Below are 14,807 nucleotides of genomic sequence, written 5' to 3'. Positions count from 1 at the left end.
ACGCCTCGCGACCGGGATTCACGCGCCGGCCCCGGTGCTGACGTCGGCACTGGCTCCGACGCCGGTTCCTGCGGGGAGACGCCGATATGCGGACAGCGGGTTCTCCAGCCGCCCGGCCGTGATCAGCGAGCCCGAGGGGTCGGTGCGGTCCACCATCGCCTGGGGGTCCCGCAGCTGGAGGCGGTTGAGGCACGAGTGCACGAACGACGGACGGAAGAGGTCCAGTTCCTGCCACAGCCGGGGGTAGCGTGCGCGATGCTCGTCGAGGACCTCGGCCGCCAGCGTCCAGAACTCCGCTTCGTCCAGGATGCCCTGTGCGTGCAGCAGCGCCGCCAGATGCCGCAGCACGCCGTCCACCACATCCGTGTGCACGGCCAGTTCCCGTTCCTCCGGGTCGATCATCGAGCGCAGCCGCTCCAGGCCTTCGGGAAGGGGCTGGTCGTCGAGTACCCCGACCTCCTCGCCCAGGTCCTTCCAGAAGGCGCCGACGGGGAAGCCGTCGCGCAGTCTCAGGATCACGTTCTCGCCGTGCGGCATCAGCGCGGTATTGCGGGCCAGCAGCAGGTGCGCCACGGGGGCCAGGTAGACCCGCAGAAGCGCCTCGGCCCACTCTGCGGGGGCACGCCCGGAGAACTGTATCCATTCCTGGATCAGGGGCACTCCCTCACGATCCACGTGCAGTACGCCGGCCAGGCTGGCGGCCTGCTCGCCGGGAGCCAGCCTGGCCGTGGGGGACTCCCTCCACAGGGCCGCCAGCTGCTTGGTGTGATCGGACTTCACCCCGGAGCGATGGTGGGCGTCACCCAGGTAACCCACGGAGGACCGTTCGCGCAGCACCTCGACTCCGCATTCGCGCAGGAACTCGTCGCCGTCCACGAACTCCTCCAGCCAGTCGCTGATCGCGGGCATGGCCTTCATGTAGGCCGGCGAGAGGCCGCGGAGGAAGCCCATGCTGTGCACGCCCAGCGCGGTCTTGGCGTAGTCCCGTGTGGTGTCCTCCACGTCCAGGAAGGTGCGCACTGACTGCTGCGCGCGCCACGTATGGGAGCTCGGTCCCACCAGGATCAGGTCCCGGCGCAGGATATCGGGCAGCAGCCCGGGCAGGAGACGGTGCTCCCACTGCCAGGGGTGCACCGGGATGGGGGTGTAGTGCTCCGGGTCCTCCCCGGCTTCCCGCACCGCCCGCGTGAAGGCCTCGCGCTCCTCCGGCAGCAGGTGGAGCCGGTGGTGGTCGGCCTCGGTCATCTCGGCGCTCACCGCCACGGCGCACAGGGACCGCCGGGCGGCCACCCACACCAGGCGGGCGGGCTCATGAGCCTCGGGGGCCCAGATCCTCTGCTGGGCGGCGCCCATCCCCACCCGTCCGGAACTCGCCACGAACCCCGGATGCCCGCCGTCCAGGTGGCGTTCGACCTCCTCCAGGGGGAGCGCGGTCAGTTCCCGCGACGACGGAGCGTCCCATTCCCTGCGCCGGACCGCCGTGAGCAGGGTGGCCGAAAGGTCCTCCAGGTACAGGGGCAGCACGCGGTCGGTCAGCCCCAGGGTCTCCCGCAGGTCCAGGACCGCCTGCTGGGGATCGATGCCGTAGGATCCGTCCTCCGTCAGGCGCCGGATGGACGCCGGATCCACCCGCCAGTGCTCCAGGGGGTGCACCGTGGCGGTGAAGAACCAGCGGGGCTGTCCGCCGTCGTCGTCCACCACCCACCCGTCCCGGCCGGAGTGGCGGTCGGGGCGCGGGGTCAGGATGCGCTCGTGGGCGAACTCGCCGAAGAGCTTGGCGAGCATGGCCCGTTGCAGGCTGTCCACGACGGCGGGGCTGAGCGGGGGGAGTCCGGTGGGGGCCGTGTTCATGCGGAGACCTCCTGGGTTTCGCTGCGGTTGAGGTGCTGCTCGGGTTCGCGCTCTCGGCGCTCGAGGTCGGACGGTGCGACGGACCCGGCTTGCACGGCCTCCGCACGGTCGGCGATGGACAGGCACGCGGTCTTGTCCGGCAGCTCGATATCGCCGAGCTCCCGGAAACCGGCCCAGCGATTGATCCGCCGGATGGCCGCGTTCGCCGTATCGGGTTCGACCACCACCCGCTGGACGGCCCGGTCGGCGAGGACCAGGTCCAGGGCGGCGGCCATGACCACGCGGCTGGTTCCCGTGACGGGCCGGTCCGCGGGGGCCAGGAACAGATGCAGGCCGGCGTCGCCGTCGCGCACGGGGTAGGCCGCCGCCAGCGGGGAGCACGCGGGGTCGTAGACCTCGACCATCGCGAGGGGCCGTCCCGCCTCCTCCACCAGCCAGGCGCGCTCGGAGGGCTCCGCCTCCATCCGCTGGTACTCGGCGAGGACCGCCTGGCGCTCCGCCCCGACGAGGCCCCAGGCCTCCGCCCGAGGATCGGCCAGCCAGTCGTGCAGTACGTCCAGGTCCCGGTCCAGATCGATGGGACGCAGGGTCAGCGATCTGCCGGCGACCGTCGTGGCCCGCGTAGTACCGGCGGGTGCGGTCAGCGCGAGGAAACCGGAGGTCTGGGGGAGGCGGCCGAAGCTCTGGAAGGTCGTGTGCGATTCCGTGGGGTACACGCTCCTCCCGGTGACATGGGCCAGGACGTGGGCGTTCCGCAGGGGACCCATGCCGAGGTCGGGCGCCGTCAGCGCATGGGTGTGCTCGCCCCAGTTGAGCACGTGCACGCTTCCGTCGGGGCTGGCCCGATGCAGCCGGTCGGGGGCCAGGCGCCCCTGGGCGTCCAGGGAGAGCTGATCCCTGACCTCGTCCAGCCACGGCAGCGGCGAGGGCTCGTAGCCGCTTCCGGCGACGACGGCGTCCGTGACCGTCTCCCGCACCGCACCGTTCTCGGTGTTGCGCCAGGACAGCAGGGTCCGGCCCCGGTGGGCGGTCGTGGTCTCCAGCGAGGTGGCCGCGATCATCCGGACGGGTGGCCGGCCTCCGGCATGACGGCGGACGTAGAGAGCCTCGTAGAGCCGGTCGATGGTCTCCTCCGAGATCCCCCGGTGCAGCTGGGGCTGGCTCGCGTTGAGCAGCTCCCTGTCGTCCTCGGGCAGGGACCGGAAATGGTCCAGGTAGTCCGGGGAGGTCAGCTCCAGGCTGAGCTTGGAGTACTCCATGGGGTAGAAGCGGGGCGACCGGGTGATCCAGTCCACCGCGGGGCCGTTCGGGGCCTCCAGAAGGTCCACGATCACCTCGGCGGCCGACTGCCCGGAACCGAGCACGGTCACATGCTCCCTGGACAGCAGCTCGTCGCGGTGCAGCAGGTACTGCCCGGCGTGGACGGCGGCCTCTCCCGCTCCGGCCAGCGCCGCGGGCAGCGTCGGTGAGGTGCCGGTCCCGATCACGAGGTGATGCGCCCACCAGATGCGCTCGCCGTCGTCGCAGCGGGAGACGATCCGCCACGGTCCGTCGCCGCCGGGGCGCGATACCGCGACCACGTCCTGGCCCCAGTGCAGGCCCCGTGCCTCGCCGGCCGCCCAGCGGCAGTAGTCGTTGTACTCCCGGCGCAGCGGATAGAAGGACTCGCGGACGTAGAACGGGTAGAGCCGCCCGGTCCGCTTGAGCCAGGCCAGGTAGGAGAACCGGGACGTGGGGTCGGCCATGGTGACCAGATCGGCCAGGAACGGCACCTGCAGCGTGGCGTCGTCGAAGAGCAGGCCGGGGTGCCAGGCGAACTCCGGTGCGCGGTCCAGGAACGCGGCCCTCAGCCCGGGGACGGGGTCGGCCAGGCAGGCCAGTCCCAGGCCGAAAGGACCGATGCCCACGCACAGCAGGTCCAGGGGATGCTCGGCGGAGGAGACGTCAGGTGACGCCGGGTACTGCGGGTTCATACGGTGACCTCCGTGATCTCGGAAGCGGGGGCTGATGAGGCAGCCGACGATGCGGCCGACGAGGACGACAGCAGGTCCAGGCCGGCCTCGTGGACGTATTCGAGGACCGCCAGGAGATCGCTGCGGGTGGCGTTCGGGTTGAGCAGGGTGAATTTCAGGCACGGCCGGTCCCCGACGACGGTCTCGGCGACGGTCGCCCTGCCCGACTCCCAGATCCGGCGGCGGATGGCGCGCACCATCGCATCCGGTGCGGAACCGTCCGCCGGGAGCCAGCGGAACAGGACGGTGCTCAGGGCGGGATCGCACACGAGCTCGAACCGGGAGTCCCGCTCGATGGCCTCCGCGACCTCACCGGCCAGGGCGATCACCTCGTCGAGCATCTCGCCGATGCGCTCCGCCCCGACGGTGCGCAGGGTCAGCCAGAGCTTGAGCGCGTCGAACCGGCGGGTGGTCTGCAGGGAGCGGTCGATCTGATTGGGCTCGGGGGTGTCCGCGGGGTTGAGATACGCCGCGTGATGCGTGCAATGCCGCAGGGTACGGGCATCGCGCACGATCACGGCCGAGCAGCTGACCGGCTGGAACCAGGTCTTGTGGAAGTCGATGGTCACGGAATCGGCCAGTTCGATGCCGGTCAGCAGATGGCGGTGCTCACGGGAGGTCAGCAGGCCGCCGCCGTAGGCGGCATCGACGTGCAGCCAGGTGCCGTGCTCCTGGCAGGCGAAGGCGATCGTGCTCAGCGGATCTATCGCCCCGCGATCGGTGGTTCCGGCGGTCGCCACGACGGCCATGGGGATGAGGTTCTGCGCCCGGACCTCCTCCAGGAGGGCGCGCAGCTGACGGGGCCGCATACGACCGCCGTCGTCGACGGGCACCGTGAGCACCGCGTCCTCGTCCAGGCCCAGGATGCGGGCGGCGGTCCTCACGGAGAAATGGCTCTCGGCGCTGGCCAGGATCCGGAGGCGAGCCGCCCGGACGGGGCGCGATTCCGTGCCGGAGGAGGCATCCGCGCCGAGAGAGGCGGGGGAGGTGGACGGGGCTTCGAGCGCCTCGTCGCGGGCCAGCAGGAGCGCCTGCAGCGTGGACATGGTGCCACCGGGGGTGAACATCCCGTCGGCGCCGGCGGGGAAGCCGATCTGCTCGGCGGTCCAGGCCAGCAGCCGGCGTTCGATCAGCGTCGCCGTCGTGGACTGGTCCCACGTGTCCACGGAGGTGTTCACGGTCGCGGCAAGGGCCTCGGCGGCCACGGCCGGGACGGCAACAGGGCAGTTGAGATGCGCCGTCGTACGCGGCAGGTGGAACCAGACGGCGTGGCGCAGCCACAGGGCGTCGAGTTCGTCCAGGGCCTGGTCGAAATCGGCCGCCGGATGGTTGAGGTCCACGGAGCGCACCAGGCCGGCCAGCTCGTCATGGGTGGCGATCGAGTGGGAGGTGGTGGACTCGGCCAGACGTGCGGCCCCGGCTGCGGCGGCAGTCGTCACCGCACGCATCAGGTCTGGCACGGTTCCGCTGTGCAGCAGCGGATCTGCGGGGGAGTTCATGCAGAAGGACACCTTTCGGCTCATCTCGGACACGACAAATAGCGCATGGATATATGCGCCAATGCAGGTTAGGTTTACCTAACAATACAGATGAGAGGTGGGACGTCCAGTCCTTCCCGGAGAATTCTGAGCGGACGCACACATCCTGGTGACCTGCGGCGTCGGCGATTCCGAGGCGCCCGTCGTCCCGTCACGCGGGCCGGGGCGCCGGCTACGAGGAGGCCCTTTTGACATTCGAGCGCGAGAGCCGGGCGGGAGGAAGCCGCGTGAAGACCCCCGTCGCCACCGCGCCCCGCCGTGCGAGCGGCGGCACGGCGACGTCGTTGTGGCTGCTGCTGTGGGCGCTGTACACCACCCAGTTCATCGGGGCATCGTTCCTGCAGACCGGCCTCACCGGCATCCTGCGCGACGGCGGAGCTCAGCTGAGCACGCTGTCCGCGCTGCAGCTGCTCGGGCTGGCCTGGCCGCTGAAGTTCCTGTGGGCTCCCCTCCTGGACCGGTGGCCGCTGCGCGCACGGTCGGGGCACCATCGTTCCTGGGTGATCCTGCTCCAGACCCTCATGGTGCTCAGCCTGCTGGGCCTGGCGCTGATCGGCGACCCGATGGGAGGACTGACCGCTGTGGTGGCCCTGGCAGCCGCGTTCGTCCTGTTCTCGGCCACGCAGGACGTCGCCGCGGACGCGCTGTCCGTCCGGGGGCTCCCGGCCTCCCGGCACGATGCGGGCGCGGGCGTGCAGGTGGCCGCGAGCTACATCGGGACCGTGATCGGCGGCGGACTGGCCCTGTGGGTCTACGACCTGTGGGGGTGGCGGGCCGCGGTCTTGCTGCTCGTGCTGTTCACGGCGGCGGCCATGATCCCGGTGCTGCGGTACGAGGAGCCGCAGCGCGAGGCGGCCGCGTCCGGGCGGCTGCGGCTCTCCGACATGTTCGGCGTCCTCGCGCAGCCCGGCGCTAGAACCTGGGGGCTGATCGCGGTTCCGCTGGTGTCCTTGGGCTCAGCCGCCATGTGGTCGCTGGTCACCCCAGCCCTGGTGGACGCTGGCTGGAGCCTGACCCGCATCGGCGTGGTCACCTCGGTCGTCGCCTCCGTCCCGGCGCTGGGGGCGGGGCTGCTCGGCGGCGTGCTGTGCGGCCGGTGGGGCAAGGCGCCCACCATGGTGCTCGGCGCGGCGATCCAGCTGACCGGGGGACTGAGCCTGATGCCGGCGATCACGGCGCATCCGGCGGTCCCGGCACCCGCCGCCTCGATCCTGGCGGCGGTCGGCGCCTGCCTGGTGCTGTCGGGCTACACCGTGATGAACACGGGGATCTACGCGGTCAACCTGAATCTCTCCAGGCCCTCTCACGCGGGAGCCGATTTCACGCTCCTGACCTCGATCAGCATGCTCGCGGGAACCATCGGCGCCTGGGCCGGGCTGCTGACGGCCTCCGTGACCGGCTACGGGATGGCGGCCGCAAGCGGCCTCGCAGCGGTCGCCGTCGGCATCGCCGTGTGCCGTCACCACCAGGCCCGGTGGGGGCGGGCCGTCCGGGAGAGGAGCTAGCCGGGGAGAGGAGCTAGTCGGCGTCCCTGAACTCGGGGAGCCTGACCATGCCCTCCTGCATGGTCGTGGCCACCAGGTTGCCCTCCCGGTCGAACATCCGGCCCTCGCCCAGCGCACGGGCGCCCGAAGCCGAGGGCGAGGCCTGCACGTAGAGCAGCCACTCGTCCGCGCGGGCCGGCCGGTGCCACCACATCGCGTGATCGAGCGAGGCGAGGTTCATGCCCGGATCGATCCACGACTTGCCGTGCCGGCGCAGGGCGGGTTCCAGCATGACGTAGTCCGAGACATAGGCCAGGGCGGCCTGGTGCAGGCGGGGGTCGTCGGGCAGGCGCTTGTGCGTGCGCACCCACACGGCGTTGAACGGATCCCGGCGCTCGTCGGGCTCCAGGAAGATCGCCGGGGTGATGTAGCGGATGTCGAACGGACGTTCATACGCCACCGCGCGGGCCTGCGGCAGGTCGATGTGCCCCAGCATGTCCTGCGCCGTCGGCAGCGACTCGGGATCCGGCATGCCCTTGGGGCACTCGTCCTGGTGCTCGAGACCCTGGGACGGGGTCTGGAAGGAGAAGATCCCCGACAGGATCGGGGTCCCGAACTGGTAGGCGTGCACCCGCCGGGTGGAGAACGAGCGGCCGTCGCGCATGCGCTCGACCCCGAAGGTGATGGGCTCGTGGGTGTTGCCCGCCCGCAGGAAATAGCCGTGCATCGAGTGGATCACGCGTTCCTCGTCCACCGTGCGCATCGCCGCGGTGGCGGCCTGCGCCATCACCTGACCCCCGAAGACGGACCCCCGAGGAGAGGTGATCGTGCGTCCCACGAAGATGTCCTCGTGAGTGCGGACCCCGCCCTCACTGCTCAGCTCAAGCATCTCCACCAGTGCCTGGGTGGGATCCAGGGAGGGGTCGCTGACCGGATCTCGATTCTGCTCGGTGCTCATGACGATCACTCTACGATGCCGGTCCGATGTCACCGCACGTCTTCTTCGCCCGCGGCTGGGCGGCGGCTCGCGACGGGGTGTGTTTCCATGGAGGACATGACTTCCCTCGGCGTGCCCGTCCACATGCGCTTCGGCGACATCGACTCCTTCGGCCACGTGAACAACGTGGTCCAGCTCCAGTATCTGGAGGACGCTCGCGTGCGCCTGAGCGAGATGCGGATCGAGGGCATCGAGGGGGTGCCCGACGGCACGACCTTCCGCAAGCTCACCGGCGGGCACCTGACCGTGGTGGGCCGTCAGGAGGTCGAGTACACCGCCCAGCTGCACTATCGCCTGGATCCCATCGTGGCCCAGGTGTGGGTCTCGCACGTCGGCAGGACCTCCTACGTCCTCAACTACCGCCTCCAGGAGCGCGACAGCGAGCGCGGCGACGGCGGCACGGTATTCGCGGTCGCCCAGTCCACCACCGTGCAGATCGACCGCGGGACGGGAGAGCCGCAGCCCCTCACTGACGAGCAGCGCCGTTTCCTGGCCTTCTACCAGGCCGAGCCGGTGGCCTTCGGCCGCCGGCCGGGAGGGGAGTGAGATGGCGCGGTTCTTCCAGCTGGTCGACACCGCCTCGGTCGAGGACATCCGCGCCTACCTCACCCGAGCCCGGTCCATCGACGCCGACGGCGCCGTCCGCTTCCAGGGGGTGGGAGGAGCGATCGGCATCTGGACCTGCGTGCTGGCCCGCTCCGGCCTGCTGGACACCACCCCCACGGTCCTGGGGCTGCGCACCGCCGGGCTGGCGGAACCGTCCGCCCTCGACGCCGTCGTCGGGCTGGGACCCGTGCTCGACCGGCTGCCGCGGACCCAGGGCACCGGTGATTCCACCCTGCGCCTGCCGCCCTATGACGAGAAGGCCGCATGGGCCGGGATCTCGCCGTCGCTGGCGGGATGGGAGTCGGTAGGGGCAATCCCCGCTCAGGAGCTGGTGCACACCGCCAAGGCCGGCACGGAGGAGGTCGCCCGCACGGTGCCCACCGACTCCGGACGCGAGATCGTGCAGCGGGTCCGGTCCGCGATCTGGAGCCGGGTCTCGGACTGGGGCCGGATTCCCGCCGCAGACGGCCCCGGGGCGTGGGAGGTTCCCGATGGTGCCGCCTTCGCGGCCTGGGCCCTGGGTTTCATCCGGTCCGACGACGACTCCCGGATCGCGGTGGCCGTCAACGGCTCCTGGACGCGGCTGTCCTGCCCCGGGGGCTTCGTGCTGACCCGGTCCTGACCGATGGCCGGTCTCCGCCTCCGCTCAGGGGCGGATCATCCGGGCGCGTTGACTAGGGAATGGGCCGCCCGTTCCAGGTAGTCCCACAGGATGCCCTCGTGCAGGGGCGAGAGGTCCAGGGTGTCGACGGCGGCGCGCATGTGCTCGAGCCACGTGTCCCGGGCGTGCGAGTCGATCCTGAACGGCATGTGCCGCATCCGCAGCCGCGGGTGCCCCCGTTCCTCGGAGTAGGTGGTCGGCCCGCCCCAGTACTGCTCCAGGAACATCCGCAACCGGCGCTCGGCCGGTCCCAGATCCTGCTCGGGGTACATGGCGCGGAACTCGGGATCGGCCGCCACGCGCCGGTAGAACTCGTGCACGAGCTTCTCGAAGGTCTCATGACCCCCGATCTGGTCGTAGAACGACGCCGATGCCGGGTTCGCCTGAGGCGTCGCGGACCCACCACCCGCAGTGCCGGCTTCTGCGCGGCGGTCTCCCACCTGCTTCATGGGCCTGCGCATGGCCGAGAGGGGGCGGCCGACGGGGATGATCCGGGCATCCGGGGCGGCCGCGGCCTGGGGGTTGGTCGGAGGCTCCGGGCTCTCCGCAGGGGCAGGGATGGAGCCGGACTGTGGCTGCCCGGTGCGGTCGTTCCGGTGTTCTGGTGTCTCCGTCATGCTTGGGCTCTCGTATCGACTTCCTGGGCCGCGACGGCCCTGGCCACCCGGTCCCGGCCCTCCAGGACCAGCCGGCGCAGGCCGTTGAGGTTCTCGGGCAAGCCTGCCAGGAACGCGTCGGCGGCATCCACCGTGGACTGCCGGGGGATCCGGGGGAACATCCCCACCGCGATCTGCTCGGCGATCTCGTGGGAGCGCTCCCGGTAGATCTCGGTCACCGTCTCGAAGTACTTGGCGACGTAGGGGGAGAGGAGATCGTCGTCGGGTGCCTGCCGGAAGCCGGCGATCGCGGCCTCCTGCAGGGAGTTGGGCATGGAGCCCACCTCGACCACGGAATCCCACACGGAGGCCTTGGCCTCGGCGGTGGGGATGGCGGCACGGGCCTGTGCCGCGGCGATGGCGCCGTGCTCGGTGTCGTCGCGGCTCAGAGCCGCGTCCACGGCGTCGGCGCCCACCCGGCCGCCGGCGGTCAGGGAGGTCAGGAGGGCCCAGCGCAGGTCGGTGTCGATCTCCAGGCCGTCCAGCAGCAGCTCGCCCGAGTCCAGGCCGTCGATCCGGTCCAGCTGCTGCGCGGTGCGGGCGCGGCGGGCGTAGGCCCTGACGAACTGGAGCTGGTTGTCGGAGCCGGGTTCGGCGGAGACGACCAGATGCCACAGGCGCTCCGCGGCGTCGACGGCGAAGGCCTCCCGGTCCTCCTCGGCGATATAGCCGTCCAGCACAGTGTCGAGCTGGCGCAGCTGCACCTGCACGGTGGTCGAGTCGGTCTCGGCGCCGATGTTGTTCAGGACCGTCTCCACATAACCGCGGGCCGGGGCGACGGCGTCGTGCACCCCATCCCAGGCCGCCTGCCACACCAGGGCGCGCGGCAGGGATTCGGCGAAGTCCTTGAGGTGCTCGGTCACGGTGTCCTGGGAGTACTCGTCCAGGCGGATCTTGGCGTAGGCCAGATCGTCGTCGTTGACCAGGACCAGATCGGGGGCCTCCACGCCCACCAGCTCGGGCACCTCGGTGCGGGAGCCCTCCACGTCGATCTCCACCCTGTGGTTGCGCACCAGCTGCCCGGTGGAGTCGTCGACGTCGTAGAACCCGATGGCCAGGCGGTGCGGGCGCAGAACGGGGTACTCATCGGGCGCCGTCTGGACGATGGCGAACGAGGTCATGATGTTGTCGTCGTCGCGTACGCAGTCGGGGCGCAGGGTGTTGACCCCCGAGTCCTCGAGCCAGCGGGAGGTCCAGTCCTTCAGGTCCCGGCCGGAGGCGCTCTCGAGCTCGGCCATGAGGTCCTTGAGCTCGGCGTTGGCCCAGCCGTGCTTGGCGAAGTAGGTGCGCAGGCCCTGCATGAACTGCTCCTGGCCCACCCAGGCGACCAGCTGCTTGAGGACGGAGGCACCCTTGGCGTAGGTGATGCCGTCGAAGTTGACGAGCACGTCCTCCAGGTCGCTGATCTCGGCCTTGACGGGGTGGGTGGTGGGCAGCTGGTCCTGCTCGAAGGCCCAGGACTTCTCCATGGCGGCGAACGTGGTCCACGCGTTGTCGTACCGGGTGGCCTGCGCGGAGGCCAGGGTCGAGGCGTACTCGGCGAAGGACTCGTTGAGCCACAGGTCGTTCCACCACCGCATGGTCACCAGGTTGCCGAACCACATGTGGGCGAGTTCGTGCAGCACGGTGATCACCCGGCGTTCCACCCGGGCCTGGGTGGGGCGCGAGCGGAAGACATAGGCCTCCACGAACGTCACGCAGCCCGCGTTCTCCATCGCCCCGGCGTTGAACTGGGGTACGAAGAGCTGGTCGTACTTCTCGAAGGGGTACGGGGTGTCGAACTGGGCCTCGTAGAACTCGAAGCCCTGCTTGGTGATCTCGAAGATCTCCTCGGCGTCGACGTATTCCATCAGGGATTTCCGCGCGAAGACGCCGAGGGGGATGGTGCGGCCGTCCGAGGAGGTCAGCTCGTCCCGGACGACGTCGTACGGGCCGGCCACGAGTGCCGTGATGTACGGGGGCAGCAGGGGCGTAGCGCTGAAGGCCCAGGTCGCCTTGCCGTCCCCGGCCGCTGCGGGCTCGGGGGTCGGCTGGTTGGAGATCACTTGCCAGTGATCCGGGGCGGTGACCGTGAAGGCGAACCGGGACTTCAGGTCCGGCTGCTCGAACACCGGGAACATCCGGCGGGTGTCGGCCACCTCGAACTGGGAGTAGAGGTAGACCTCCCGGTCCACGGGGTCCACGAAGCGGTGCAGTCCCTCACCCGTGTTGGTGTAGAACATGTCCGCCTCCACCACGAGCACGTTCTGCTCGGCGAGCTCCGGCAGCTGGATGCGCGCGCCGTCGGCCACGAGGGCGGGATCCAGGTCCTGACCGTTGAGCGTGACCTGATGCACCTCCGCGGTGAAGGCGTCGATGAAGGTCGAGGCCCCGGCCTCGGCCTCGAACGTCACGGTGGTCGTCGTGCGGAAGGTCGTGTCCCCAGTGGTGAGGTCCAGGACGACGTCGTAGGAGGCGACGGAGATCAGGGCGGCGCGATCGGCGGCCTCGGCGCGGGTGAGGTTCTTTCCGGGCACTAGGTGCGGTCCTTTCAGAGCGACCCCGGGCGAGGACCCGAGCGGGGATTGGACGAGCTTGAATATCGATCCATGATGCCATGGCTGGCGGGGACTGGATTAGGCTGGCACCTGCCCGAGCCATTGCCCCGGTCAATGCGCTCGGACCTGGCGGCGCGGAAGCCTACGATCCGGCGTCGCAGCTTTCCGTCATCATTTGCATCGTCTGCCCCCGTTGGAGGGCTGAAGGAGTTGCGCGGATGCGCGTTCACATCGCAACTGACCACGCAGGCATGGAGCTCTCCCGGTACCTGGTCGAGCAGCTCTCGGCCCTGGGTTACGAGCTGATCGACCACGGGCCCGAGAGCTACGACCCCGTCGACGACTACCCGGCCTTCTGCATCCACGCCGCTCAGGCCGTCTTGGCCGACCGCGAACAGGGCCTGGATTCACTGGGCATCGTGCTGGGCGGCTCCGGTAACGGCGAGCAGATGGCGGCCAACAAGGTCCGCGGCATCCGTGCCGCACTCGCGTGGAGCATCGCCACCGCCCAGCTGGCCCGGGAGCACAACGATGCCCAGGTGGTGGCCCTGGGCGGCCGCCAGCACTCGCGGGAAGAGGGGCTGGAGATCGTCAAGGCGTTCCTGGCCACGCCGTTCAGCGGCGATGAGCGTCACGTGCGCCGGATCGGGCAGATCGCGGAGTTCGAGGAGACGGCCGATATCGCGGGCTTCCTGACCGGCCTGACGGGACGCGCTTACTCCACCGGAGCCTGAACCATGCCGGAGGGGCACACCATCCACCGCCTGGCCCGGCGGCTGAGCGAGGTCTTCGAGGGCGAGGAGCTCGCGGTCTCCAGTCCGCAGGGCCGCTTCGCACGCGGCGCGAGGCTGCTGGACGGGCGGCGCCTGGTCTCCGCGCGCGCCTACGGCAAGCAGTTGCACCTGACCTTCGCGCTGCCCGCCGACCCGGACGATCGCCTGGTCATGCGCTCCCACCTCGGGCTCTACGGTGCCTGGAGCTTCGCCGGGGACGACCGGTTCGCGGCCTCATCCAGCATCGGCGCGCCCCGCAAGATGGGCGAGCGCGAGAGCGGCTCGTCCCGGACTCACGCGCTGCGCTACGACGACGGCCGCGTGATTCCGGACCCGCCCGTGGGTGCGGTGCGCGCCCGGCTGGCCGGTCGGCACGGCTGGGCTGATCTGCGTGGCCCCGCGGAGTGCCGCGTGGAGACCGTGTCCGAGGCCGCCATGGCCCTGAAACGCCTGGGTCCGGATCCGCTGAACCCCGCGGCGAGCCCTGACCTGTTCGTGGCCCGGGCCTCGCGGTCGGCTCGGCCGATCGCGGCTCTGCTGCTGGAGCAGCAGGTGATCGCCGGAGTCGGCAATATCTTCCGTGCGGAATCGCTCTTCCGGCAGGGAGTGGACCCCTTCCTGCCGAGCAGGGCCGCGGGGGAGGAGACGCTGCTCGGGCTGTGGCAGGAGAACCGGGAGCTGATGGAGATCGGCGTGCGCTTGGGCCGGATCGTCACGACCGATCCGGAGGACCGCCCCGGCATCCCCGAGACCGCCGCCTGGCCCGAGCACGCCAACTACGTGTACAAGCGCACGGGCGAGCCGTGCCTTCACTGCGGGACTCCCGTCAGGGAGATGGAGCTGGCCGGGCGGAATCTGTTCTGGTGCCCGGGCTGCCAGCCGCCGTCGTCGCCCTGACCCCGAGGCAGCCGAAAACGCGCGAGTGGTCGTTCTGATCGCCCATCAGCGCCGACGGGCGATCAAAATGCCCAGTCGGCGTTCATCCGCGACCGGATCGACCACTCAACCGTGGCAGCCACAGCAGAGATCCAGGACAAGGGAAGAGCCAAGGAAAAAGCCGCGGCACGGCCCGGAGGCTGTGCCGCGGCTTGCACGCGGAGGGGATGACGGGAATCGAACCCGCGTAGCCAGTTTGGAAGACTGGGGCTCTACCATTGAGCTACATCCCCGCACGCGGAGCAATCGGTCCTGCACGGAAACATCGGCCAGTATCGGCCATGCCGTCAGCGCTGGGCCGGAACCTCTCGCGAGCGATGCCACGTTACCCGAGTCCGGGGGTTTGAGACAAACCTCGGGGCAAACGCGGGCGAGCGTGTCGGCCCCGCCCGCGCCCGGACGTATGCGACCGCAGCACGACGGCGGACACAGCAGCACCGCAGGAAGTGCGCTTCACGGCCCCGGCGCGCTAGACTCTTGCGATGTCTGTGGCCGGAATTGCTTCTTGCATGCAGGTAAGCAGGTCTGCAGGTAGGCAGGTCGCGTCCGGAGTTGCGCCTTGCATGCAAGAAGCAAGATGCACGTAGACGCCCGCGGGGTGTAGCGCAGTGGCTAGCGCGCCTGCTTTGGGAGCAGGAGATCGCAGGTTCGAGTCCTGTCACCCCGACACCCGGCCGGTTCAGGGCCTCCTGACCGGTCGCATACCGTGCCCGCGGCCCCTCGCCGCGCAACCCGAGCGGTTGCCGCAGCGCTGGG

The 14,807-nt window shown here is 70.3% G+C and carries 11 protein-coding genes and 2 tRNA genes; 6 read left to right on the top strand and 7 right to left on the bottom strand.

The window, feature by feature from the left end:
- Window positions 1-18: 18 nt before the first annotated feature.
- From FCK90_RS09040 to FCK90_RS09030, 3 genes are read right to left on the bottom strand one after another with little or no spacing between them, the layout of a single operon-like run.
- Complete coding sequence (locus FCK90_RS09040; RefSeq protein WP_158033978.1) at window positions 19-1,851, bottom strand: IucA/IucC family protein; 1,833 nt, start codon at window positions 1,849-1,851, stop codon at window positions 19-21.
- Window positions 1,848-3,824, bottom strand: a complete 1,977-nt coding sequence (locus FCK90_RS09035) for a GNAT family N-acetyltransferase (protein ID WP_158033977.1) — start codon at window positions 3,822-3,824, stop codon at window positions 1,848-1,850. The genes FCK90_RS09040 and FCK90_RS09035 overlap by 4 nt, the downstream gene beginning before the upstream one ends.
- On the bottom strand, window positions 3,821-5,362 hold the full coding sequence (locus FCK90_RS09030) for a pyridoxal phosphate-dependent decarboxylase family protein (protein WP_158033976.1): 1,542 nt from the start codon (window positions 5,360-5,362) through the stop codon (window positions 3,821-3,823). The genes FCK90_RS09035 and FCK90_RS09030 overlap by 4 nt, the downstream gene beginning before the upstream one ends.
- 266 nt (window positions 5,363-5,628) lie before the next feature.
- On the opposite strand from FCK90_RS09030, the gene FCK90_RS09025 reads away from it, so the two are divergent.
- The gene (locus FCK90_RS09025) at window positions 5,629-6,906 is read left to right on the top strand and encodes an MFS transporter (protein WP_158033975.1); all 1,278 of its coding nucleotides are present in this window, start codon (window positions 5,629-5,631) and stop codon (window positions 6,904-6,906) included.
- A 13-nt stretch (window positions 6,907-6,919) separates the two neighbouring features.
- On the opposite strand, the gene FCK90_RS09020 is transcribed toward FCK90_RS09025, so the two are convergent.
- Window positions 6,920-7,843, bottom strand: coding sequence for an acyl-CoA thioesterase (locus FCK90_RS09020; protein ID WP_181954255.1), 924 nt, complete (start codon window positions 7,841-7,843; stop codon window positions 6,920-6,922).
- Between the two features lie 96 nt (window positions 7,844-7,939).
- Here FCK90_RS09020 and FCK90_RS09015 point away from each other — a divergent pair, with 96 nt between their 5' ends.
- Window positions 7,940-8,428, top strand: coding sequence for an acyl-CoA thioesterase (locus FCK90_RS09015; protein ID WP_158033974.1), 489 nt, complete (start codon window positions 7,940-7,942; stop codon window positions 8,426-8,428).
- 1 nt (window position 8,429) lies between these two features.
- Window positions 8,430-9,110: a DUF8185 domain-containing protein gene (locus tag FCK90_RS09010; protein WP_158033973.1), complete on the top strand. Its 681-nt coding sequence runs from the start codon at window positions 8,430-8,432 to the stop codon at window positions 9,108-9,110.
- A 35-nt stretch (window positions 9,111-9,145) separates the two neighbouring features.
- Here the strand turns inward: FCK90_RS09010 and FCK90_RS09005 are convergent, their stop codons facing one another.
- Window positions 9,146-9,598, bottom strand: a complete 453-nt coding sequence (locus tag FCK90_RS09005) for a globin (protein ID WP_158034034.1) — start codon at window positions 9,596-9,598, stop codon at window positions 9,146-9,148.
- A 164-nt stretch (window positions 9,599-9,762) separates the two neighbouring features.
- Window positions 9,763-12,321 (bottom strand): aminopeptidase N, encoded by a 2,559-nt coding sequence (pepN, locus tag FCK90_RS09000; protein WP_158033972.1) that lies wholly within the window; start codon window positions 12,319-12,321, stop codon window positions 9,763-9,765.
- Window positions 12,322-12,560: 239 nt separating this feature from the next.
- Between pepN and FCK90_RS08995 the strand changes: the two genes are divergently transcribed.
- Both FCK90_RS08995 and FCK90_RS08990 read left to right on the top strand, forming a co-directional pair.
- Window positions 12,561-13,076 carry a ribose-5-phosphate isomerase gene (locus tag FCK90_RS08995; RefSeq protein WP_158033971.1) on the top strand — a complete coding sequence of 172 codons (516 nt, stop codon included), beginning with the start codon at window positions 12,561-12,563 and terminating at the stop codon, window positions 13,074-13,076.
- Between the two features lie 3 nt (window positions 13,077-13,079).
- A complete protein-coding gene (locus tag FCK90_RS08990; RefSeq protein ID WP_158033970.1) occupies window positions 13,080-14,012 on the top strand; it encodes an Fpg/Nei family DNA glycosylase in 933 nt (310 codons plus the stop codon).
- A 201-nt stretch (window positions 14,013-14,213) separates the two neighbouring features.
- Here the strand turns inward: FCK90_RS08990 and FCK90_RS08985 are convergent.
- A tRNA-Gly gene (locus FCK90_RS08985) sits at window positions 14,214-14,284 on the bottom strand.
- 361 nt (window positions 14,285-14,645) lie between these two features.
- Here FCK90_RS08985 and FCK90_RS08980 point away from each other — a divergent pair.
- Window positions 14,646-14,718, top strand: a tRNA-Pro gene (locus FCK90_RS08980).
- The last annotated feature ends 89 nt before the right edge of the window (window positions 14,719-14,807 follow it).

The sequence above is a fragment of the Kocuria coralli genome, from assembly GCF_008831305.1.
Lineage (GTDB): Bacteria > Actinomycetota > Actinomycetes > Actinomycetales > Micrococcaceae > Kocuria > Kocuria coralli.
The sequence above is the reverse complement of the archived record's forward strand: the minus strand, read 5'-3'. Positions and strand labels throughout refer to the sequence as shown.